Consider the following 21,635-nt stretch of genomic DNA (forward strand, 5'->3'; position numbering starts at 1 on the left):
GGCCGGTCGGCCGGTCGCGGTTTCCTGCAAATATAGGCTGTTGACCATGAGCTTGAAGCGTCGCCCGGGGCCCAGCACACGCGTCCGTGTGCACGAGGTCACCACTGGCCCGGACGGGGCGGTCCGTCGGCACGAGGACCGCCTCGCGACCGAGGAACCGCTGGAGATCCGGCTGGCCTGGCCGGGCCGGGCGGCCGAGCGGGTCGCGGTGACCATGCGCACCCCGGGCCACGACTTCGAGCTGGCCACCGGCTTTCTGTACGCCGAGGGCGTGCTCGCCTCCTCCGAGGACCTCCGGACCGTCGCCTACTGCACCGACGAGGCCCTCGCCCCCGAGCAGGAGTTCAACGTCGTCACCGTCGAGCTCGGCCGGTTGCCCCGCAAGGCGCCCGCCGAGCGGTTCGCCGGGCTGTCCGCCGCCTCGTCGGCCTGCGGGGTCTGCGGCACCGAGAGCATCGACGACGTCCTCGCGATGTGCGACGTGCGGTCGTCCTCGCGCTGGGACGGCCTGGCGGTGCCGTCCGAGGTGCTCCTCGCCCTGCCGGGCCGGCTCCGCGACGCCCAGCGGGTCTTCGACTCCACCGGTGGCCTGCACGCCGCGGGGCTCTTCGACGAGGCCGGCGCTCCCCTGCTGGTCCGCGAGGACATCGGCCGGCACAACGCGGTGGACAAGGTGGTCGGCGCCCGGGTGCTCGCCGGCCTCTCCCCCGCGGTCCCGATGCTCTGCGTGAGCGGCCGGATCGGCTTCGAGATCGTCCAGAAGGCCGTCGTCGCGGACATCGGCGTGCTGGCCGCGGTGGGCGCGCCCTCCAGCCTCGCGGTGGACCTGGCGACCCGCGCCGGGCTGTGCACCGCCGGGTTCGTGCGCGGCGAGCGGTACGTCGTCTACTCGGCGGCCGACCGGCTGGGCGTGTGAGGGACGGTTCTGTCGGCGGGGCCGACTAGCGTCGAACCATGCGAATCCTGCACACCTCGGACTGGCACCTGGGACGGTCGTTCCACAGTGTCGGGATGCTCGGTGCCCAGGCGACGTACGTCGACCACCTGCTCGCGGTCGTCGAGTCCGAGGGCGTCGACCTCGTGGTGCTCTCGGGCGACGTCTACGACCGGGCCCTGCCGCCCGTCGACGCGGTCGAGCTCGCCGACGACACCTTCGCCCGGCTGGCGTCCTCGCGGGCCCAGGTGGTGGTCTCCAGCGGCAACCACGACTCACCGGCCCGGCTGGGCTTCAACGCGCGGCTCGCCGACGCCGCAGGCGTGCACCTGCGGACCCGCTGGCAGGACGTCGGGACACCGGTGCTCCTCGAGGACGAGCACGGCCCGGTCGCCGTCTACGGCATCCCCTACCTCGAGCCCGACGCGGTCCGCACCGCCTGGGAGCTGCCCACCCGCAGCCACGAGGCCGCGCTGACGGCGGCGATGGCCCGCGTCGACGCCGACCTGGCCTCCCGGCCGGGCGCCCGCTCGGTGGTGCTCGCGCACGCCTTCGTGGCCGGCAGCGCCGAGGCGGCCCCGCGGATGGCGTCCGACAGCGAGCGCGACATCTCGGTCGGCGGCATCCAGATCGCCCCGACGAGCCTGTTCGCCGGGGTGGACTACGCCGCCCTGGGGCACCTGCACGGCCGGCAGACCCTGACCGAGTCGATCCGCTACAGCGGCTCCCCGCTGGCCTACTCCTTCTCCGAGGCGGCCCAGACCAAGGGCTCCTGGCTGGTCGACCTCGGCGCCGAGGGCGTCCGGGCCGCCGAGTTCGTCGAGGCGCCGGTGCCGCGGCGGCTGCGCACCCTCCGCGGCCGGATCGACGACCTGCTCGCGGACCCCCGGCACGCGGACGCGGAGGACGCCTGGCTCCAGGTCACGCTCACCGACGCCCGCCGCCCGCTGCACGCCATGGACCGGCTCGCCGCCCGGTTCCCGCACACGCTGATGATCGGCTTCGAGCCGGAGGGCGCCGTCCGCGCCCGGGGCCCGGTCATGCCGCGCGTGGACGGCCGCAGCGACATCGACGTCGCGCTCGGCTTCGTCGCGGAGGTCCGCGCCCTCGAGGCCACCACCGAGGAGGAGCTGCTGCTCCAGCTCGCCTGCGACTCGTGCCGCATCGACGACGACCGGGACGCCGACTTCCGGCTGGGCCACCAGGACGTGGGCTGATGCGGCTGCACCGGCTGACCGTCACCGCGTTCGGCCCGTTCGCCGGCACCGAGACCGTCGACTTCGACGACCTCAACGACGCCGGGCTGTTCCTGCTGACCGGACCGACCGGCGCCGGCAAGAGCAGCCTGCTCGACGCGGTCTGCTTCGCGCTCTACGGGCAGGTGCCCGGCGTGCGCGGCGTGAAGGCGCTCAAGTCGCAGCACGCCCCGGTCGACGTACCCCCCGGAGGTGGTGCTCGACTTCAGCGTGCGCGACCGCCGGTTCGTCGTACGCCGCACGCCGGAGTGGTCGCGACCCAAGAAGCGCGGCGACGGCCTGCTGGCCGAGAAGGCGTCCGCGTCGATCACCGAGACCACCGGCGGCGGCGACCACTTCCTGTCCGCCCGGGCCGCCGAGGTCGGGCTGATGGTCTCCGAGCTGATGGGCATGAACGCCTCCCAGTTCGTCCAGGTGGCGCTGCTGCCGCAGGGCGAGTTCCAGACGTTCCTGCGCGCGTCCTCCCAGGAGCGGCACGCCGTCCTGCAGCACCTGTTCCGCACCGACCGGTTCGCACGCATCGAGGACTGGGTGCACGACCACAGCCGGGAGCTCAAGGGCCGCTCCGGCCGTGACCAGGCCGACGTCCAACGCCTGCTCGACGGCGTGGCCGACCGGGCCGGCGTGCCGACCCCCGACGACCTGGCCGGTGACGACCTCGCCCCGGCGGCCTCGGACGGCCGCGTGCTGGGCTGGGCACTCGACCGGCTCGCCGACGCCCGCGCGGTGCTCGCGACCGCGACGCTCGCCCGCACGGCGACCGGCACCGCCGTCACGGAGGCCGTCGCCCGGCACGCCGCGGCCCTGCAGGCACGCGAGCTGGCAGCCCGGGTCGCCGCTGCGCGCGACGAACTGGCGGCGCTCGACGCGTCCGAGGACGAGGCGGTCGCCGTGCGTGCCACCCTGGACGCCGCCGAGCGGGCCGCGACCTGCCGTCCCCTGCTGGCGTTGCTCGACCAGGCCGAGTCGGCAGCCACCCGCGCCGAGCGGGACCGCGGACGCGCGCTGCTCTCGTTGTCGCAGGTGCTCGCCTCGCCGGGCTGCCCGGTCGACGCCGACGAGACGAGGCTCGGCACGGCCGACGAGCTGGTCGGCCTGGTCCGGGACACCCGGGCCCGGGCCACCCGGCTGGAGACCCTGCTCCCCCGCGAGGCGGCCGGCGCCCTCGCCCGGCGTGACCTGGTGGCCGCCCGCACGCGGCTACGCGAGGCCGGGACCGAGCTCGCCGAGACGTCCGCGCGCGCCGGGGAGCTCCCCGCCGAGCTGGTCGAGCTCCTGCAGCGCCTCCAGGACGCGACCGCCCGGGCTGCGCGCCACGAGGCGCTGACACTGTCGCTCGAGACCGCCCGCCGGCGCCGCACGGCTGCGCGCGGACTGCTCGCCGCCGACGCCGAGGTGCTGACGCTGGCGGACGCGCACCGCGAGGCCCGCGACCAGGCCCTGACCGCCCGCGAGCACCGCCAGGTGCTGCTGGCCCGGCGGCTGGCCGGCATGGCGGCCGAGCTGGCCGGCGCCCTCACGGACGGCGAGGCGTGCCAGGTGTGCGGCAGCCCGGAGCACCCCGCCCCGGCCCTGCCCTCCCACGACGCGGTCACCGAGTCCGACCAGCACGCTGCCGACGCCGAGGTGGCCCGGCTGTCCGCGCGCGTCGACCTCGCGGCCCGGGCGCTCGCCGACGCCGAGCACCGCCGGGCGCAGTGCGTGACGGCCGCCGAGGGCCGCACGCCCGAGGACGCCGCGGACGAGCTCGCCCGGGTCTCCGCCGAGCTCGCGGACGCCGAGCAGGCCCGCGAGGACCAGCGCCGGCTCGCCGCCGCCGTCGACCGCACCCGGGCCGAGCAGGCCTCGGTCGCCTCGCGGCAGGCCGCGGCGTCCGCAGCGATCGCGGGGCTGCAGCAGACCGTCGCCGGCCTGGAGGAGACCGTGCACGAGGTCGACGCCGAGCTGGCCGACGTGCCGAGCGGTTCGCTGCGCGACGCGGTCGAGGACCTGACCCGGCTGGCCGACCAGGTGGAGGCCGTGCGACGCGTCGTGGACGAGGCCGACCGGACGCTCGAGCGGGCGGCGGACCTCCGCAGCCAGACGGCCGACGCCGCCGCCGAGCACGCCTTCGACTCCGTGGCGGCGGTGCGCGCCTCCGTGCTCGACGCCGCCGACCAGCAGCGGTTGCGGACCCTGCTCGAGGAGCGCGAGCGGGTCGCCCACCGGGCCCGGGAGATCCTCGGTGACCAGCACGTCGCCGACCTCGCCGGGGCGGCGCCGGCCCCGGACGTCGACCTGGCCGTCCTGGAGGCCGACCTCGCCGAGACCCGCGCCGCCGAGGTCGCGGCGTCGCGAGCGGTGCACCTCGCCGAGGCGTGCGTGGACGCCGTCACCGCCTTGGTCGCCCGGCTCGAGGCGGCGATCACCGCGTGGGCCCCGCTGCGCGACGAGTCGCTCCGGGCCGAGGCGATGTCCCAGCTGGTGCGCGGCCTCGGCCAGGACAACCAGCTGCAGATGCGGCTCTCCGCCTACGTCCTCGCGACCCGGCTCGACCAGGTCGTCGCCGCAGCCAACGAGCGGCTCGGGCACATGCGCGACCAGCGCTACCTCCTCCAGCGCACCGACCGGGCCGCCCGCAAGGGCTCCCAGGCGGGTCTCGGCCTGGAGGTCGTCGACCAGTGGACCGGGGACGCCCGGGCCCCGAGCACGCTGTCCGGTGGCGAGACGTTCGTGGTCTCGTTGTCGCTGGCGCTCGGACTGGCCGACGTGGTCACCCAGGAGGCAGGCGGCACCGAGATCGAGACGCTGTTCGTCGACGAGGGGTTCGGCACCCTCGACGCCGACACCCTCGACGACGTCATGGACCGCCTCGACGGGCTCCGCGCCGGCGGCCGCACCGTCGGGGTGGTCAGCCACGTCAGCGAGCTGCGCAACCGGATCCCCACCCAGGTGCACGTGCGCAAGGGCCGGTCCGGCTCGTCGATCGACGTGACGACCCTCGTCGGCTGACCGCCACGGGCGGCCGTCGGCCGGGGCGCGGGGCGCGGGCGGCATGATGGGCGGGTGAGCGACAAGCCGATGGTGGCCGTCATCGACATCGACGGCGTCGTCGCCGACCTCCGGCACCGCCTGCACCACGTCACCGAGCACCCCAAGGACTGGCGGAAGTTCTTCGCCGGCGCGGGTGACGACGGGCTGCTGGTGGAGGGCGAGGAGACGGTCCGCGCGCTGGCGGAGGTCTACGACCTGGTCTACCTCTCGGGCCGCCCCGAACGGCTCCGCGCGGTCACCGAGCGCTGGTTCGCCCGGCACGACCTGCCCGACGGCCCGCTGCTGCTGCGTCCCGTCGACGACTACCGGCCCTCGAGCGTCTACAAGGTCGACGTACTGGAGGAGCTGGCGGAGACCAGCACCGTCGTGGTCCTCGTCGACGACGACCCCCGGGTCCTGGACGCGGCGCGTCGCGCCGGGTTCGACGTCCTGCCGGCCACCTGGATGGGCGAGCACAGCGCCCTGCGCGAGGCGCAGGAGCGCGACGGCCGGACCTGACCGCTCAGGTCCCGGTGTGCGGGAGGTCGCGGTCGCGCCACAACGGGTGCTCGTGGTCGAAGCGCAGCGTCTTCACCATGTGCACCAGCGCCCCGGCCCGCGGCTCGCTCTGGAACGCGACGTTGTCGACCAGCGCGCGCATCAGCATCAGGCCGCGTCCGGACTCGGAGTCCAGCGCCGGCGGGCCGGCGACGGCGCTGGCGTCGAAGCCCCGCCCCTGGTCGACCACCGTGATGGCGCAGCGGTCCGCGGCGAGCTCGACCTTCACCTCGTAGGTGTCCGCGTCGTTGGCGTGGTCCACCACGTTCGCGCAGGCCTCGGTGATCGCCAGCTGCACGTCGTCGATGTCCTCACCCAGCACGCCGAACGCGCGCAGCGCCTGCGCCGCGAGCCGGCGCACCACCGGCACGCTGCCGCTCTCGTTGGGCAGGCTCAGGGACAGGTCGAGGTGCGGGGTCGGCTCGTTGCGGGTGGTCGCCACGGTCGGCCACTGGTGGGTCTCCCCGCGGACGTCCTCCTGCGCGGGCTCCAGGCGCACGTGCAGGTGGCAGCCCGGGTCGCCGAGCGACCGGGTCTCGTCGATCAGCACCGTCGCGTGGCCCTGCACGCGCGCCGCGATCTGGCCGGCCAGCCCGGCGGTGACGTGGCACAGCGACGGGGCGTTCACGACCCCCGGACCGAAGGGGCAGGTGGTCATGGACATCTCCAGGACGCCGTCCTCGCTGACCTCGACCTGCGCGTCGCTGCCCAGGGCGGCGTGCAGCTCCTGGATCAGCGCCGCCGCCTCGTGGGCGTCGAGGTCGGTCTCCCGGTCCATGGCCGCCTGCGCCAGGATCGCGCCGGCCAGTCCCGAGGACTGGGGGCCGGACACGGTCGGGTGGGCCTCCCGGGCCGCCACCAGCGCCACCGCCACCGCGGCCGCCCCGTCGCGGCGCGGGTCCACGTCGACCAGGGGGGTGGGTGGCGGTCCGGCCCGGAAGATCTCCTGCACCCGTCGCTCGACGGCCAGGTCGACCGGTCCGACGCCGCCCTCGACCCGGGCGTCGACGGCCGGCCGCTCGCGGACCGGGACGACCGCTCCGTCCGTCGTACCGGCGGGGGCGTCGGCCAGCCGGCCGACCGCCAGCGTGGGCAGCGCGCCCGTCCAGTCCAGGCGCAGGCGCAGCGCGGCGGTCGCGGGGGTCAACGCGGAGGACACCAGCTGCTCGGTCTCGCGCAGCGCCTGCGCCACCGTGCCGGGGTCGGCGGCGTGCCGGCGCAGGTGGTCACCGACCAGGGCGGCGGCACGGCCGGCGACGTCGGGATGCTGTCCGCTGACCAGCCAGTCCATGAGCGCTCCTGTCGAGGGTGGTGGCAGGAGAGATTCCCCCCGACCGCAGGGTGCCCATCCGGCGGGGCCCGAAACAGGAGGGACACACGGGACCCGGGGGGACGTCCCGGCACCGGGCGACATAGCCTCGGGGCATGACCTCGCCGCACGAGATCGACGCGTCGTTCACCGCGCTGCCCTACCGCCGCATGGCGGAGGCTGCGCTCGCCCGGGCCCAGGACTTCCACGTCAGCCACGCCGACTTCCGGTTCGAGCGAATCCGCTCGCAGGACGTCCGGGTGCGCGACGGCCGGCTCCAGGGTGCCTCGGACTCCGAGGACGTGGGCTTCGCCGTCCGCGTCGTGCTCAACGGCGCCTGGGGCTTCGCCTCCGGCGTCGGCCTGGGCCAGACGACCGCCGTCCACGTCACCGAGACCGCGATCCGCACGGCGCAGGTCGCCGCGGCGATGACGTCGCGGCCGATCGAGCTGGCCCCGGAGCCGACGTACCGCGACGTCGAGTGGGTGTCGGCCTACGACATCGACCCGTTGTCGGTGCCGCTCGCCGACAAGGTCGACCTGCTGGCCGGGTGGTCCCGGCAGCTGCTCGACGCGCCCGGCGTGCAGCACGCCTCCGGCACCCTGCAGCAGGTCGTGGAGAACAAGTTCTACACCGACCTGTCCGGCACCACGACCACCCAGCAGCGGGTCCGCCTGCAGCCGATGTTCGAGGCGTTCGGCACCGACGAGAAGTCCGGCGTCTTCGACTCGATGCGCACCATCGCCCCGCCGGTCGGCCGCGGCTGGGAGTACCTCGTCGGCGGAGCCTACGACTGGGCGGGCGAGCTCGAGCAGCTGCCCGGTCTGCTCGCCGAGAAGCTCGTGGCGCCGTCGGTGCAGGCGGGTCGCTACGACCTGGTGATCCACCCGTCGAACCTCTGGCTGACCATCCACGAGTCGATCGGCCACGCCACCGAGCTCGACCGGGCGCTGGGCTACGAGGCCAACTACGCGGGCACCTCGTTCGCGACCATCGACAAGCTGAACACCCTGCAGTACGGGTCGCCGGTCATGAACGTCACCGGGGACCGGACCCAGGAGCACGGCCTGGCCACCGTCGGGTACGACGACGAGGGCGTCCGGACCCAGGAGTGGGACATCGTCAAGGACGGCGTCCTGGTCGGCTACCAGCTCGACCGGTCGATGGCACTGATGCACCCCGAGCTGAACGGCGGCCGCTCCAACGGCTGCGCCTACGCCGACTCCCCCGGCCACATCCCGATCCAGCGGATGGCCAACGTGTCGCTGCAGGCGGCCGCCGACGGGCCGAGCACCGACGAGCTCATCGGGCAGGTCGAGCGCGGCATCTACGTCGTGGGCGACAAGTCCTGGTCGATCGACATGCAGCGCTACAACTTCCAGTTCACCGGTCAGCGGTTCTACCGGATCGAGGACGGACGCCTCGCGGGCCAGCTGCGCGACGTCGCCTACCAGGCCACCACGACGGACTTCTGGGGCTCCATGGAGGCCGTCGGCGGCCCGGAGACCTGGGAGCTCGGCGGCGCGTTCAACTGCGGCAAGGCCCAGCCCGGCCAGGTCGCGTCGGTCTCGCACGGCTGCCCGACGTCGCTGTTCCGCGACGTGAACGTCCTGAACACCACCGCCGAGTCCGGCTCGTGACCCGGCCGGCTCCCTCTCGTCCCGCTAGCGAAGGACCCACCTCATGACTGCAGCCAGTCCGCAGGAGCTCGTTGAGCACGCGCTGAAGGCGACCTCCTCCGACCACTGCGTGGTGATCGTGCACGACTCCACCAGCGCGAACCTGCGCTGGGCCAACAACACCCTGACCACCAACGGCGTGATGCACTCCGTCACGGTCACCGTGGTCGCCTTCCACGGCACCGGCGAGGGTACGGCGTCCGGCTCGGTGTCCGGCAGCGCCGCCTCGACCGAGCAGGTCACCCGCATCGTCGAGCAGGCGGACGCCGCCGCGAAGGCGAGCAGCCCGGCGGAGGACGCTGCCGAGCTGCCGACCGGGGACGCCGACGCCGACTGGTTCGACCCGTCCGGGGAGACGTCCATCGAGGTCTACTCGACGTTCGCGCCGGCCCTCGGTGAGGCGTTCGGCCGGGCCACCGCCGAGGACCGGATCCTCTACGGCTTCGTGGACCACGACGTCACGACGACGTACCTCGGCAGCAGCACCGGGCTGCGGCTGCGGCACGTCCAGCCCACCGGGCACTACGGCTGCACCGCCAAGCCGACCGACCTGTCCACGAGCGCCTGGGTCGGCGGCGCGACCCGCGACTTCAGCGACGTCGACGCGCACGCGATGGACGCCGAGCTGGTCCAGCGGCTCGGCTGGGCGTCGCGCCGGGTGGAGCTGGCGGCCGGCCGCTACGACACCGTGCTGCCGCCGACCGCGGTCGCGGACCTGATGATCTACGCCTACTGGACCGCCGCGGCCCGCGAGGCCCACGACGGCCAGACCGTGTTCTCCAAGCGCGGCGGTGGCACGAGGATCGGCGAGCGGCTCTCCGACAAGCCGCTGCAGATGTTCTCCGACCCGACGTACCCCCGGCTCGAGGCCACGCCCTTCGTCAGCGCGTCGTCCAGCAACGCGATCGAGAGCGTCTTCGACAACGGACTGCCGCTGTCGCGCACCAGCTGGATCACGGACGGCACGCTCACCGCGCTGCTGCAGAACCGGTACTCCGCCAAGCTGACCGGCCAGCCCGTCACGCCCTACATCGACAACCTCGTGGTGCAGGTCGACGGCGCCACCGGCAGCACCCAGGACCTGGTCGCCGGCGTGGAGCGCGGCCTGCTGGTCACCTGCCTGTGGTACATCCGGGAGGTGGACCCGCAGTCGCTGCTGCTCACCGGGCTGACCCGGGACGGCGTCTACCTCGTCGAGAACGGCGAGGTCACCGGGGCGGTCAACAACTTCCGGTTCAACGAGAGCCCGGTCGACCTGCTGCGCCGGTTCTCGCACGCGTCGGCGACCGCGCCGAGCTTCTCGCGCGAGTGGGGCGACTACTTCCCGCGCACCGCGACCCCCGCCCTGCGGGTCCCGGACTTCAACATGTCCACGGTCTCCCAGGCCAACTGACCCGACCCGGCGACTCTGGCGCCCCAGCCCCCGCCCACCCGGCGACTCTGGCGCCCCAGCCCCCGCCCACCCGGCGACTCTGGCGGCGCCCGCCCGCCAGACGCGCCGGGTCGGCGGCGTTCCGGCCGCCGGACGCGCCGGGTCAGCAGGCGGAGGAGGTGGCCTTCGAGAGGTCGTCGACACCGGTGGTCAGGGCCCGCATCGAGGTCCGGGCGGCGTTCACGTGGTGCGGCGTGGGCTGGTCGACCGCCGCCTTCACGCTCGCGTCCAGCGCGGTGACCCCGGCCTGCACCGCCGCCACCTCGCCGGGGAACTGGGAGCCGGCGGTGTCGACGAGGTTCTTCGCGGCCGCGTCGATCTGGTCGAGCGAGTCCTGGACGGCGGCCACCGACGACTTGGTCAGCGGCGACTGGTTGATCTGGGTCACCGCCGAGTCCAGGCCGGCCACGGACTTGCAGAAGTCCGAGGGCGCCTTCTCCGCGGAACCGCACGACACCAGGGCGGGCGCGAGCACGGCGACCCACAGGGCCAGGGCGGGTGCCGGGACGCGAGAGCTCCTCATCCGGCCACCGTGGACCGGCCAGGAGCGCACCGCATCGTCCCGGGCAGACGAGACCACCAGGACGTCAGCCGGGGTGACCGCCGGGGATCGGCGCGGCCGGGTCGTACGGCGTCCGGGTGTAGACGAACGTCTCGCACACCAGGTGGTTGATGCTGCCGTCGTCGTTGCGCACGACGTGCAGCCGCTCGCCGTTGTGGTAGCCCCGCGTCCCCAGGAAGGTGCCGCCCTCCTCGGGCACGAAGCGGTGCGACTCGGCGCGCCGGACCGGGTTGGACACCACCAACCACTTCTCGTCCCACGCGAAGCTGAGCGCCGTGTTGCCCCAGTGCCACACGCCCAGGATCTCCAGCACCGACTCCGGTACGTCGCGGCTCGGCCGCCACGGCACCGGGACCGTGCCCTCGCACTGCTCGAGCGTATCGAGCAGGTCCACCACGAGACCCTCGCAGCGCATGCCCACCGTGGCGTTCGCCATCACCACCGCAGCCGTACGACGGACGGGGTCGGCGAAGCACCCGGCGAGGAAGCCCGGCATCGACCCCGTGTGCCCGACGAGGAAGCCGGAGCCACCGCGGGCCAGCGCGATGCCCAGGCCGTGGCTGTTCGTCAGGGCGCTCGCCCGGGACCCCGACTGGGGGATGCACATCTCCGCGATCGTCGCGGGGGGCGATCACCCGCTCGTCACCCACCGCCAGGAACCACGCGTAGCGCGTGAGGTCCTCGAGCGTGCTCCACACCTGGCCGGCCGGCGCCATCGCACCGGCGTCGAAGGACGGCTCGCAGGTCAGCGTGCCGGCGTAGTGGTGCACGCTGAAGCCCGCCGCGTGCGGCGCCTGCGGGAGGTACGTCGTCCGGGTCATGCCGAGCGGTGCGAGGATCCGCTCCCGGACCACGTCGAACCAGGGGGCGCCGCGGTGCCGGCTGACCACCTCGCCGAGCAGCGCGAACGCGACGTTCGTGTAGTGGAAGGTCGCGCCCGACGCGAACGGCGCGTCGACCTCGGACAGGCCGGCCGCGAGCTCGTCGAACGTGCCGCCGGGCGAGCGCTCCCACCAGGAGCCGGCCGGTTCGGAGTGCATGCCGGTGTCGTGGGAGAGCAGGCCGCGCAGCGTCCGGTCGCCGTACCGGACGCCCGGCAGGTGCACGTCGAGCCGGTCGTTGAGGTCGAGCACGCCCTCGTCGCGCAGCTGCAGGACCGTCACCGCCACCAGGGTCTTGGTGATCGAGCCGATGCGGTACTGCACGTCGGGCCCGGGCGCGACCCCGTCCACGCCGCCGACCGCGCCGGTCCACACGAGCTCGCCGTCGCGGACGACGCCCCCGACCACCGACGGCAGCCGGCCGTCGTGCTGCTCGCGCGCCAGGAGCACGTCGAGCCGCCGGGCGGTGAGGTCGCTGACCGCGCTCATGCGTCCACGTGCGAGTTCTCGAAGGCCTCGGGGGACGGGCAGGAGCAGACCAGGTTGCGGTCGCCGTAGGCCTGGTCGATGCGGCCGACCGGCGGCCAGTACTTGTCCGGGTCGAAGCCGGTCGGGAACACCGCGACCTCGCGCGAGTAGGCGCGGTCCCACTCACCGGTCAGTGCGCGCGAGGTGTGCGGGGCACCGCGCAGCGGCGAGCTCTCGGGGGGTCCACTCCCCCGCGCCGACCCGGTCGATCTCGCCGCGGATCGCGATCATCGCCTCGCAGAACCGGTCGATCTCACCGAGGTCCTCGGACTCGGTCGGCTCGACCATCAGCGTGCCCGCGACCGGGAAGCTCATCGTCGGGGAGTGGAACCCGTAGTCCACGAGGCGCTTGGCCACGTCGTCGACGGTGACGCCGGTCTGCTTGGTCAGGTCGCGCAGGTCCAGGATGCACTCGTGCGCGACCAGGTCGCCGTGGCCCTTGTAGAGCACCGGGAAGTGCTCGCCGAGCCGCTTGGCGATGTAGTTCGCGGACAGCACCGCCACCGCCGTCGCGGCGGTCAGGCCCTCGCCGCCCATCATCCGCACGTAGGCCCAGGAGATCGGCAGGATCCCCGCCGAGCCGTACGGCGCCGCGCTGACCGGCCCGATGCCCGCCCGTCGCGCGGGGTCGGGGTGTCCCGGGTGCGAGGGCAGGTACGGCGCCAGGTGCTCGCGCACGCCGACCGGTCCCACGCCCGGGCCGCCGCCGCCGTGCGGGATGCAGAACGTCTTGTGCAGGTTGAGGTGCGAGACGTCGCCGCCGAACTCGCCGGGCCTGGCGTAGCCGAGGAGCGCGTTGAGGTTGGCCCCGTCGACGTACACCTGGCCGCCGTGCGCGTGCACGGTCGCGCACAGGTCGCCGATGCCGTCCTCGTAGGCGCCGTGGGTCGAGGGGTAGGTCACCATGATCGCGGCGAGGTCGTCGGCGTGCTTCTCGCACTGCGCGCGCAGGTCGTCCATGTCGACGCGGCCGTCGCTCGCTGCCTTGACCACGACGACCCGCATCCCGGCCATCACCGCGGAGGCCGCGTTGGTGCCGTGTGCGGACGCCGGGATCAGGCAGACGTCGCGAGCCGTGTCTCCGTTCGCCACGTGGTAGGCGCGGATCGCCAGCAGCCCGGCGAGCTCGCCCTGCGACCCGGCGTTCGGCTGGATCGAGACCCGGTCGTAGCCGGTGACCTCGGCCAACCAGGACTCCAGCTCCTCGATCAGGTGGGCGTAGCCCTCCGCGTCGGCGGCCGGCGCGAACGGGTGCAGGTCGGCGAAGCCGGGCAGGCTGACCGGCTCCATCTCGGTGGTCGCGTTGAGCTTCATGGTGCACGACCCGAGCGGGATCATCCCGCGGTCCAGGGCGTAGTCGCGGGCCGAGAGCCGGCGCAGGTAGCGCAGCATCGACGTCTCGGAGCGGTGCGTGTTGAACACCTCGTGGGTGAGGTACCCGGTCTCGCGCACCAGCGCGGCCGGCAGCTCGTCGCCGGTGCGGGCGTCGACGTCGTCGAGGTCCACGTCCGTGACGCCGAAGGCCTCCAGCACCGCGACGAGGTGCTCGCGGGCGGTGGTCTCGGAGGTGGAGATGCCGACGGTGTCGTCGTCGGCGAGCCGCAGGTGCACGCCGCGCTCGCGGGCGGCCTCCACGACGGCCGTCGCTCCCCCGGGCACCCGGACGGTCACGGTGTCGAAGAACTGCTCGTGCACGACGTCCGCGCCGGCGCCGCGCAGCGCGGTGGCCAGCACCGCGGCGTACCGGTGGGTGCGCCGCGCGATCGCCCGCAGCCCCGCAGGGCCGTGGTAGACGGCGTACATCGAGGCGACCACGGCGAGCAGCACCTGCGCGGTGCAGATGTTGGAGGTGGCCTTGTCGCGGCGGATGTGCTGCTCGCGGGTCTGCAGCGCGAGCCGGTAGGCCGGGCGGCCCTCGGAGTCGACCGAGACGCCGACCAGCCGGCCGGGCAGGTGCCGCTCGAGGCCGGCGCGCACGGACATGAAGCCGGCGTGCGGGCCGCCGTAGAACAGCGGGACGCCGAAACGCTGGGAGGAGCCGACCACGACGTCGGCGCCCATCGCGCCCGGGGACTCCAGGAGGGTGAGCGCGAGCAGGTCGGCGGCCACCACGGCCATCCCGCCGGCGGCGTGCACCGCCTCGACCAGCGGCCGCGGGTCGAGTACGGCGCCGTCGGCGCCGGGGTACTGCACCAGCACCCCGCACGGGTCGGCGACGTCGGCGGGCAGGCCGCCGGTCAGGTCGGCGACGACCACCGGGATGCCCATCGCGTGCGCCCGGGTCTCCACGACGGCGATGGTCTGCGGCAGCGCGTTGGCGTCGACGACGAACGGGCCGGTGGCCTTCTTGTTCCCGCGCCGCACCAGCGTCATCGCCTCGGCGACGGCGGTGCCCTCGTCGAGCAGCGAGGCGTTGGCGGTCGGCAGCCCGGTCAGGTCGCCGACGAGCGTCTGGAAGTTGAGCAGCGCCTCGAGGCGGCCCTGGGAGATCTCCGGCTGGTACGGCGTGTAGGCGGTGTACCAGGACGGGTCCTCCAGCACGTTGCGCCGTACGACGGGCGGGGTGATCGTGCCGTGGTAGCCCAGCCCGATCATCGGCTCGCGGGGCGTGTTGCGGGCCGCCACCGCGCGCAGTTCACGGGCCGCCTGTGCCTCGGTGGCGGCCGGCGGCAGGCCGAGCTCGCTCGCGGCACGGATGCCGCCGGGGACGGCAGCGTCCATCAGGGCGTCGAGGGACTCGAAGCCGAGGGCGGCCAGCATGGTGGCGCGTTCCTCGGTCCCCGGGCCGATGTGCCGGTCGACGAACGCTCCGGCGGTGTCGAGGTCGGCGAGGCTGGGGTGGTCGGACACAGAGGCTCCTGGTGACGTCGCGGTCAGGTCGCCTCCCCCTCTGTCAGCGACGGCCCGCACCTCGTCGTGGGGGCATCCGTCCTTCAGAGTTGCCTGTCCCGCACGGTCCTGGCGCCTGAGAGGTTCCGGGGAGGATTTGCCCCTTCGGCGCTCCGACGGGGAAGAAGACGGAGACTCTCCCGCGCGGTGTCAGCAGCACCACCACCTTACCCAACCGCTGGGCCGGTCGCTGCCAACAGCCCCGCCGACCCGGCGCCTCTGGCGGTCGACGCGGTCCGCGCCGCCGGACGCGCCGGGTCGGCGCGGTCCGGAAACGCCGCGAGGCGCCGCGTCCGGTGACCGGTGGTCACTGGGCGCGACGCCTCGCAGCAGGAAACGTCAGCCGGCGGCGCGGGCCCGACGACGGGCGGAGAGCTCGTCACCGGTGTGCCCGGCGGAGTCGTCGGTGGCCCGCTCGCTGGGCAGCGCGGCGAGCGACCCCTCGATCTCGCGCCAGACGCCGCCGATGGCGATGCCGAAGACACCCTGACCGCCCTGGAGCAGGTCGATGACCTCGTCGTTGCTCGTGCACTCGTAGACGCTGGCCCCGTCGCTCATCAGCGTGACCCGGGTCAGGTCGTCGGTGCCCCGCTTGCGCAGGTGCTGCACCGCGGTGCGGATCTGCTGCAGCGAGATGCCGGCGTCCAGGAGCCGCTTGATCACCTTGAGCAGCAGGATGTCGCGGAAGGAGTAGAGCCGCTGGGTGCCGGAGCCGGTGGCCCCGCGCACGGTGGGCTCCACGAGCCCGGTGCGGGCCCAGTAGTCCAGCTGGCGGTAGGTGATGCCGGCGGCGTTGCAGGCGGTGGGCCCGCGGTAGCCGGTGTCACTGGGGAGCGTCGACACATCGTCGTCGAAGAGCAGACCCTGCTCGTCGGCCACCTCGGCCGCCTCGTGCGCCGCCGTCTGGTCGGTCGTGTTGCGCGCCGCCACGTCGTCGTTGCCTGTCACCGTTGACCTCGTCTCATCTGCTTCGCTCTGCGTGTCGCTCCCTAGGGGGAAGCCGTCCGTCCTCGGGGCGGGCGGCACAGAGGCCGACCAAGAGAACAACGGTGGAGTTACAGCGAAGACACTCCCCCAAGGTAAGGCTCGGGTTGAGGGTGGTCAACGAGGCTGGGCCGTTTCGGCCCGCGTGTCGTAACCCTCAACTAGAGGTTGAGGGTTGAGGTCGAGGCCCTCAGCGGGATTCGAAGTCCTCCGGGGAGACGTGGTCGAGGAACTCGCGGAACTTCTCCACCTCGTCCTCCTGCTCGTCGGGCACCTCGAGGCCGGCCTCGTCGAGGACGTCCTCGGCGCAGACGATCTTGCTGCCGGTGCGCAGCGCGAGCGCGATCGAGTCGGAGGGGCGGGCGCTGACCTCGACGCCGGACTCGAAGACCAGCACGGCGTAGAAGATGCCGTCCTTCATCTCGGTGATCCGGACCTCGGTGAGGTCGTTGCCGGTGGCGCTCAGCAGGTCCTTGATCAGGTCGTGCGTCAGCGGTCGCGGCGGGACGACCCCCCTGCTGGGCGAAGGCGATCGCCGTCGCCTCGACGGCCCCGATCCAGATGGGCAGGTAGCGGTCCCCCGCCACCTCCCTCAGGAGGACGATGGGTTGGTTGGAGGGCATCTCCACCCGGACACCGATCACGTCGACTTCGCGCACGGAACAACCCTACTCCCGGCGCGAAGCGCCCGCAGGTGCGGGCGTTCAGGTGCGCAGACCGGCCTTGACCAGCGTCGCGTGCAGCCGTACGGACAGGGCGGCGATCTGCGAGATGGCCTCCTCGGCGCGCGCCGACGCGCTGGCGTCCCGGCCGCGGCGCATCGTGGAGACGACCTGCTCGATCAGGCCCACCTCGCGGTCCGCGGCGGTCCGGAAGGCCCGCAGGTGTCGCGGCTCGAACCCGAACGCGGCGAGCTCGCCGGCGGTCTTCGCGACCACCAGCGCGTCCCCGTCGTACGGCGTGGAGCCCTGCCGCGGGCGGACCAGGCCGAAGTTCTCGAGCTGGTCGAGGAGCTCGTCCTCGATCTCGGCCGACGCCAGCAGCTCGCCGCGGGACAGCCGCAGCTCGGAGGCGTCGGAGGAGAACGAGTCCGGGGACGGGTAGCCGTCGCCGGCGAGCACCACCCGCGGCACCTGCGGCCCGGAGGACCCGTTGAGCGCCGGCGGCTCCAGCCCGCGGTCGATCGCGTCGAGGTGCTCGCGGATCACCTTGAGCGGGAGGTAGTGCTCGCGCTGGCAGGTCAGGACGTAGCGCAGCCGCTCCACGTCCTGGTGGGAGAACTTCCGGTAGCCCGACGGCGTGCGCTCGGGCTCGATGAGCCCCTCCGCCTCCAGGAACCGGATCTTGGAGATGTTCAGGCCCGGGAAGTCGCCGCGCAGCTGCCCGAGCACCTCCCCGATGCTGAGCCGCGCCCGCGACGAGGCGGACTGTCGCATGGCTACTGACCCGCTCCGGCGCGGCCCGCGGCCGTGTGGCTGGTGAAGTAGACCAGGCGGTACTTCCCGATCTGCACCTCGTCGCCGCCCGCGAGGGCGACCTCGTCGATGCGGTCCCGGTTCACGTAGGTGCCGTTGAGGCTGCCCACGTCCGCGACGGTGAAGCCGTCCGGCGTACGGCGGAACTCCGCGTGCCGGCGGGACACGGTCACGTCGTCGAGGAAGATCTCGCTCTCCGGGTGCCGGCCGGCGGCCACCACGTCGGTGTCGAGGAGGAACCGGCTGCCCGCGCTCGGGCCGCGCTGCACGACCAGCAGGGCGCTGCCCGGAGGCAGGGCGTCCACGGCCGCCGCGTCGGCGTCGCCGAGGGCGCGCTCCTCGCGGTGCTCGGCCTCCTTGACGGGACCCCCGAAGGTGATCGTCGCGGTCGTCTCGCTCGGCGACTCGCCCGCGGGGGCGGCCACCTCGAGACGGCTCCCGCACTGCGAGCAGAAGCGCGCGCCGTCGGGGTTCTGGTGTCCGCACTGAGTGCAGAACGGCATGGTCGGCCTCCCGGTGCCTGTGGACCAGTCGCTGCTGGCGCAAACCCTCAACCGTCAGTCGAGGTTCACGGTTGTGTGGAGCGAACCTATCAGTGAACGCAGGGCGATCAAGCGAGAAGGTGCGGGCTCAGGACTCGATGCTGGTCTGGTACGTCGCAGCGTCCATCAGGCCGTCCACGGCGGCCGCGTCGGACGGCACGATCTCGAACAGCCAGCCCTCGCCGTACGGGTCGGAGTTGACCAGCTCGGGGGTGGCGTCCAGCGCCTCGTTGCGGGCGCTGACGGTGCCGCCGAGCGGGGCGAATACGTCGCTGACCGACTTGGTCGACTCGAGCTCGCCGACCGCGGTGCCGTTCTCCAGCTCGACGCCGACCTCCGGCAGGGAGACGTAGACGATGTCGCCGAGCGCCTCCTGGGCGTAGTCGGTGATGCCGACCCGCACCGAGCCCTCGGTCTCGCCGGGGCTGCGGACCCACTCGTGCTCACTGGTGTACTTGAGGTCCTCGGGGTACACGGCGCTCCCTGTCGGTGGCTGGTGGCTGGTCGGTGGCTGGTCGAAGCTGGAGACGGCAGGCTATCCCGTCTTCCCGGGCTGGGTGAACCGCGGTGTCGCGGGCGGCACGACCGTGGAGATCTTCACGCCGTCGGAGGCGTCGACCTCGACCACGTCGACCGTGCCGTCCACGCTGGGCCGCTGCACCTCGTCGGTGAAGCCGCCCTTGAAGTCCAGCGCGGTGGCCAGGCTCGGGGCGTTGCCGATCGCCTCGATCACGAACGGCGACCGCAGCAGCGTGCCGTCGACGAGGACTCCCCCGCTGGTGTCCTTCAGCGAGGTCTGGGCCACCACCCGGACCTTGTCGTTGAGCTCGATGGCCTCGGCGCCGGCGTCGCGCAGCTCCTCGAGCCCCTCGAGCAGCTGGTTGCTGCCCACGCCACCCTTGTCGTCGGTGACCGTGACCCGCACGCCCGGCCCGACGACCGGCACCGTGCCGGCCAGGATGCCGAGCGTGGTGGCCTGCTGCTGGGCGCGGTCCAGCGCCGTACGGCGGGCACGGGTGTCGCTGCGCAGCGCGTCCCGGGTGCGCTGGAGCCGGGAGATCTCGCCCGCCGCGCGCTGCGAGGCGAGCGAGAGGTTGTTGATGTACTGGATCAGGTCGCCCTGCCGGGCGCCGACGTACCGGTCGTCCTGCTCGTTGGCCTTCACCTGGGTGACGGCGGCGAAGCCCAGCAGCGCGAGCAGCACCGCGACCGTCACCTGGCCGCGCGAGCCGCGACGGCGCAGCGCCGCGAACAGCCGGGTCCGGCCGTCCTGCTCCGGCTCGGGCCGCTCGTCGTCGGGAGGGGTCTGGGTCATGGCCGGCTCACGCGTGGAAGATGTGCCGGCGGATCGCGGCGACGTTGGAGAAGATCCGGATGCCGAGGACGACGATGACGCCGGTCGACAGCTGGCCGCCCACCCCGAGCTTGTCGCCGAGGTAGACGATCAGCCCGGCGATCAGCACGTTGGAGACGAACGAGACGACGAAGACCTTGTCGTCGAAGATCCCGTCGAGGAACGCCCGCAGCGCGCCGAACACGGCGTCCAGGGCGGCGACGACGGCGATCGGGAGGTAGGGCTCGAGCCAGATCGGCACGTCGGGCTGCAGGACCAGCCCGAGGAGCACGCCCAGGAGCAGGCCGATCGCGGCGATCATCGGAGCCGCTCCGGCTGTCGGGCGTGCAGCAGGGTCGTCCGCGAGCTGGCGGGCAGGGTCATGGAGTCCTCGGAGTTGACGTCGAAGCGCAGGCCGAACCCGCTCCGCAGGGCCAGCCAGGTGCGGCCGCCCTCGGTGTCGAGCAGCTGGGCGGCCATCTGGTTCTTGTTGCCGATCGCCGAGACGGTGTAGGGCCCGCCCAGCGACTTGAAGTTCACGGTGATCGCCCCGCCCGCCTCCCGGATCGCGGACAGGTTGGTGAGCCGCTGGCCGTTGACGGAGATCGCCTCGGCGCCGATCAGCCAGAGCGAGTTGACCAGCTTCTGCAGGTCCTGGTCCAGCACCAGCTGGTTGTCCTGGGTCGCCCCGGGCGCGTCGTCGACGACCACCCGGATGCCCGGCCCGGTGGCGGCGACGGCCCCGGTCTGCACCCCGAGCCGGTCCAGGCGGGCCCGGACCGCCCGGCCCTGGGTGGTGGCGGCGAGGTTGTTGTCCTGCAGCGCGGCGACCGAGCGGGTGAGGCTGGCCACCGAGGCGCGCTGGGCGGCGAGCTGCGCCTTGCGCGCGTTGACCTGGCCGACCAGCGACTGCCGCGAGCTGGCCGACTCGTCGGCGTTGCGCGCGGTCTGCACCCCGGCGGTGGCCACCAGCACCCCGAACAGGGCGAGGACCAGCATGGCGGCGGTGCCCGGACCGCGCGTGCGGCCCTCGGGGGTGTCGCCGGAGCGCCGGCGCCGGCGGGAGACGTGCGCGTAGTCCTCGTCGAGCGAGGTGGCGGTGATGTAGTTGAGCAGCCCCATCACGGCCTGCGGCGGGGGGTCGTTCACCGGGCGGGGCGGTCGCGGCTCGCGGGGCGTGGCGGCACGACCGTCCGCGACGGGCGGGTGGTCGTCCGTCGTACGCCTGCCGCGCCGGGTGCGCTGGTCAGCCGCCATCGAGCGCCGGCGCCCTTCGGTCGTGGTCGGCGAGCAGCTTGCGGACCTGCCAGGCGTAGAGCAGCCCGGCCCACCAGTACAGCCCGGTGCCCCAGATCGCGAACGCCCAGCCGAAGACCTTGGCCAGCGTCGCCAGCACGCCGGTGCCGTCCCCGAGCAGCAGCAGCGGGAAGGCGTAGAGCAGGTTGGCGGTCGCCGCCTTGCCGAGGAAGTGCACCGGCAGGGAGCTGTAGCCCCGGGTCCGCAGGAACGGCACCAGGCACCACAGGAAGGCGTCGCGCGCGGGCAGCAGCACCGCCAGCCACCAGGGGATGATGTCGCGCATCCCGAGACCGATCACGGTCGAGAGGATGTAGAGCCGGTCGGCGACCGGGTCGAGGATCGCGCCGAGCTTCGAGGTCTGGTGGAGCTTGCGGGCGAGGTAGCCGTCCAGCCAGTCGGTCAGGCCGGACACGAACAGCACGGCCAGCGCCCACGCGTCGGCCTCGGGCACCAGGACCAGCCAGAGGAACAGCGGGACGCCCGCGAGCCGGATGATCGAGATGATGTTGGGGATCGTGAGGACCCGGTGGCTGACTGCCACCTCGTCGTCCTGCTGCTCCACCAGGTATCCCTCGCTCGCCGAGCGCTGCCGCGTCGTGCCGGCGCGGACTCCCGCGTCGGCTGGTCGTTGAGTACCTTAGCCCGTCACCGGGCGCGGGCTGCGACGACTCGACCCGGGCCCGCCGACCTCGGCGGACGCGGCCGGAGGGTCAGTCCTGGTGGATCGAACGACCGCAGCGCGGGCAGTGCGCACGGGCGCACATGTCGAGCTGCTGGCCGCAGTGGCAGTCGGTGGTCCGGCTGCAGCGTGCGCGGGTGCTGGTCTTCGTCGAGCGGTTCTCGACAACGGTCATCTTCTCAGTGCGGTTCACGAGTCTCATCTCCCAGGGTTCTCGTCTACCTAGGAAACCGTCGGACCCGCCGAACATGACGCAGAAACTCCGGGTATGGCCCGAACGGAC

General features: G+C 73.4%; 18 protein-coding genes, 4 pseudogenes and 1 riboswitch. Of the genes and pseudogenes, 7 read left to right on the forward strand and 15 right to left on the reverse strand.

Annotated elements, in window-relative coordinates; translation table 11 throughout:
- The first annotated feature begins 46 nt into the window (after positions 1-46).
- The 5 genes and pseudogenes from KRR39_RS08875 to KRR39_RS08890 all read left to right on the forward strand — a co-directional run bounded on the left by KRR39_RS08875 (position 47) and on the right by KRR39_RS08890 (position 5,721).
- A complete protein-coding gene (locus tag KRR39_RS08875) occupies positions 47-916 on the forward strand; it encodes a formate dehydrogenase accessory sulfurtransferase FdhD (RefSeq protein ID WP_216941670.1) in 870 nt (289 codons plus the stop codon).
- Positions 917-954: 38 nt separating this feature from the next.
- Positions 955-2,151 carry an exonuclease SbcCD subunit D gene (locus tag KRR39_RS08880; RefSeq protein ID WP_216941671.1) on the forward strand — a complete coding sequence of 399 codons (1,197 nt, stop codon included), beginning with the start codon at positions 955-957 and terminating at the stop codon, positions 2,149-2,151.
- Positions 2,151-2,327, forward strand: a pseudogene (locus tag KRR39_RS26010) (AAA family ATPase); the annotation flags it as partial. The gene KRR39_RS08880 and the pseudogene KRR39_RS26010, both read left to right, overlap by 1 nt.
- Before the next feature lie 55 nt (positions 2,328-2,382).
- On the forward strand, positions 2,383-5,181 hold the full coding sequence (locus tag KRR39_RS08885) for an SbcC/MukB-like Walker B domain-containing protein (protein ID WP_254185620.1): 2,799 nt from the start codon (positions 2,383-2,385) through the stop codon (positions 5,179-5,181).
- Between the two features lie 54 nt (positions 5,182-5,235).
- Positions 5,236-5,721, forward strand: coding sequence for a phosphatase domain-containing protein (locus tag KRR39_RS08890; RefSeq protein ID WP_216941673.1), 486 nt, complete (start codon positions 5,236-5,238; stop codon positions 5,719-5,721).
- A gap of 4 nt (positions 5,722-5,725) precedes the next feature.
- Here the strand turns inward: KRR39_RS08890 and KRR39_RS08895 are convergent, their stop codons facing one another.
- Entirely contained in the window at positions 5,726-7,051 is a 1,326-nt protein-coding gene (locus tag KRR39_RS08895) for an ATP-binding protein (RefSeq protein ID WP_216941674.1), read from the reverse strand.
- A gap of 134 nt (positions 7,052-7,185) precedes the next feature.
- Between KRR39_RS08895 and KRR39_RS08900 the strand changes: the two genes are divergently transcribed.
- Positions 7,186-8,709 carry a TldD/PmbA family protein gene (locus KRR39_RS08900; RefSeq protein WP_216941675.1) on the forward strand — a complete coding sequence of 508 codons (1,524 nt, stop codon included), beginning with the start codon at positions 7,186-7,188 and terminating at the stop codon, positions 8,707-8,709.
- 43 nt (positions 8,710-8,752) lie between these two features.
- A complete protein-coding gene (locus KRR39_RS08905; protein WP_216941676.1) occupies positions 8,753-10,141 on the forward strand; it encodes a TldD/PmbA family protein in 1,389 nt (462 codons plus the stop codon).
- A gap of 142 nt (positions 10,142-10,283) precedes the next feature.
- Here the strand turns inward: KRR39_RS08905 and KRR39_RS08910 are convergent, their stop codons facing one another.
- The 14 genes and pseudogenes from KRR39_RS08910 to KRR39_RS08970 form a co-directional block, all read right to left on the reverse strand.
- A complete protein-coding gene (locus KRR39_RS08910) occupies positions 10,284-10,703 on the reverse strand; it encodes a hypothetical protein (protein ID WP_216941677.1) in 420 nt (139 codons plus the stop codon).
- Between the two features lie 64 nt (positions 10,704-10,767).
- The gene (locus KRR39_RS24610; protein ID WP_254185621.1) at positions 10,768-11,349 is read right to left on the reverse strand and encodes a DUF7586 domain-containing protein; all 582 of its coding nucleotides are present in this window, start codon (positions 11,347-11,349) and stop codon (positions 10,768-10,770) included.
- A 70-nt stretch (positions 11,350-11,419) separates the two neighbouring features.
- Positions 11,420-12,112, reverse strand: a pseudogene (locus KRR39_RS26015) (serine hydrolase domain-containing protein); the annotation flags it as partial.
- Positions 12,109-15,001: pseudogene (gcvP, locus tag KRR39_RS08920) on the reverse strand (aminomethyl-transferring glycine dehydrogenase). The pseudogenes KRR39_RS26015 and gcvP, both read right to left, overlap by 4 nt.
- 93 nt (positions 15,002-15,094) lie before the next feature.
- A riboswitch (glycine riboswitch) is annotated at positions 15,095-15,193 on the reverse strand.
- 186 nt (positions 15,194-15,379) lie between these two features.
- Positions 15,380-15,970 carry a MerR family transcriptional regulator gene (locus tag KRR39_RS08925; protein ID WP_216942511.1) on the reverse strand — a complete coding sequence of 197 codons (591 nt, stop codon included), beginning with the start codon at positions 15,968-15,970 and terminating at the stop codon, positions 15,380-15,382.
- Between the two features lie 244 nt (positions 15,971-16,214).
- A pseudogene (locus tag KRR39_RS08930) lies at positions 16,215-16,683 on the reverse strand (bifunctional nuclease family protein).
- Positions 16,684-16,728: 45 nt separating this feature from the next.
- Positions 16,729-17,460, reverse strand: a complete 732-nt coding sequence (gene ftsR / locus KRR39_RS08935; RefSeq protein ID WP_216941679.1) for a transcriptional regulator FtsR — start codon at positions 17,458-17,460, stop codon at positions 16,729-16,731.
- A 2-nt stretch (positions 17,461-17,462) separates the two neighbouring features.
- Complete coding sequence (locus KRR39_RS08940; protein WP_216941680.1) at positions 17,463-18,002, reverse strand: zinc-ribbon and FHA domain-containing protein; 540 nt, start codon at positions 18,000-18,002, stop codon at positions 17,463-17,465.
- 127 nt (positions 18,003-18,129) lie between these two features.
- Entirely contained in the window at positions 18,130-18,516 is a 387-nt protein-coding gene (gene gcvH, locus KRR39_RS08945; protein ID WP_216941681.1) for a glycine cleavage system protein GcvH, read from the reverse strand.
- A 60-nt stretch (positions 18,517-18,576) separates the two neighbouring features.
- Positions 18,577-19,356, reverse strand: coding sequence for a DUF881 domain-containing protein (locus tag KRR39_RS08950; RefSeq protein WP_216941682.1), 780 nt, complete (start codon positions 19,354-19,356; stop codon positions 18,577-18,579).
- A gap of 7 nt (positions 19,357-19,363) precedes the next feature.
- Positions 19,364-19,696 (reverse strand): small basic family protein, encoded by a 333-nt coding sequence (locus KRR39_RS08955; RefSeq protein WP_216941683.1) that lies wholly within the window; start codon positions 19,694-19,696, stop codon positions 19,364-19,366.
- Positions 19,693-20,523 (reverse strand): DUF881 domain-containing protein, encoded by an 831-nt coding sequence (locus KRR39_RS08960; protein WP_216941684.1) that lies wholly within the window; start codon positions 20,521-20,523, stop codon positions 19,693-19,695. The genes KRR39_RS08955 and KRR39_RS08960 overlap by 4 nt, the downstream gene beginning before the upstream one ends.
- Positions 20,524-20,620: 97 nt before the next feature.
- Entirely contained in the window at positions 20,621-21,235 is a 615-nt protein-coding gene (gene clsA / locus KRR39_RS08965; RefSeq protein ID WP_254185623.1) for a cardiolipin synthase ClsA, read from the reverse strand.
- A gap of 148 nt (positions 21,236-21,383) precedes the next feature.
- Positions 21,384-21,545, reverse strand: coding sequence for a hypothetical protein (locus KRR39_RS08970; protein ID WP_216941685.1), 162 nt, complete (start codon positions 21,543-21,545; stop codon positions 21,384-21,386).
- Positions 21,546-21,635: the final 90 nt, after the last annotated feature.

It is taken from the genome of Nocardioides panacis, from assembly GCF_019039255.1.
GTDB classification, from domain to species: domain Bacteria; phylum Actinomycetota; class Actinomycetes; order Propionibacteriales; family Nocardioidaceae; genus Nocardioides_B; species Nocardioides_B panacis.

Excerpts from the sequence above, each read along its gene's own strand:
- KRR39_RS08875 (WP_216941670.1), top strand. The coding sequence starts at position 47 with ATGAGCTTGAAGCGTCGCCCGGGGCCCAGCACACGCGTCCGTGTGCAC.
- KRR39_RS08880 (WP_216941671.1), top strand. The coding sequence starts at position 955 with ATGCGAATCCTGCACACCTCGGACTGGCACCTGGGACGGTCGTTCCAC.
- KRR39_RS08895 (WP_216941674.1), bottom strand. The coding sequence starts at position 7,051 with ATGGACTGGCTGGTCAGCGGACAGCATCCCGACGTCGCCGGCCGTGCC.
- KRR39_RS08900 (WP_216941675.1), top strand. The coding sequence starts at position 7,186 with ATGACCTCGCCGCACGAGATCGACGCGTCGTTCACCGCGCTGCCCTAC.
- KRR39_RS08905 (WP_216941676.1), top strand. The coding sequence starts at position 8,753 with ATGACTGCAGCCAGTCCGCAGGAGCTCGTTGAGCACGCGCTGAAGGCG.
- KRR39_RS08910 (WP_216941677.1), bottom strand. The coding sequence starts at position 10,703 with ATGAGGAGCTCTCGCGTCCCGGCACCCGCCCTGGCCCTGTGGGTCGCC.
- KRR39_RS24610 (WP_254185621.1), bottom strand. The coding sequence starts at position 11,349 with ATGTGCATCCCCCAGTCGGGGTCCCGGGCGAGCGCCCTGACGAACAGC.
- ftsR (WP_216941679.1), bottom strand. The coding sequence starts at position 17,460 with ATGCGACAGTCCGCCTCGTCGCGGGCGCGGCTCAGCATCGGGGAGGTG.
- KRR39_RS08940 (WP_216941680.1), bottom strand. The coding sequence starts at position 18,002 with ATGCCGTTCTGCACTCAGTGCGGACACCAGAACCCCGACGGCGCGCGC.
- KRR39_RS08950 (WP_216941682.1), bottom strand. The coding sequence starts at position 19,356 with ATGACCCAGACCCCTCCCGACGACGAGCGGCCCGAGCCGGAGCAGGAC.
- KRR39_RS08955 (WP_216941683.1), bottom strand. The coding sequence starts at position 19,696 with ATGATCGCCGCGATCGGCCTGCTCCTGGGCGTGCTCCTCGGGCTGGTC.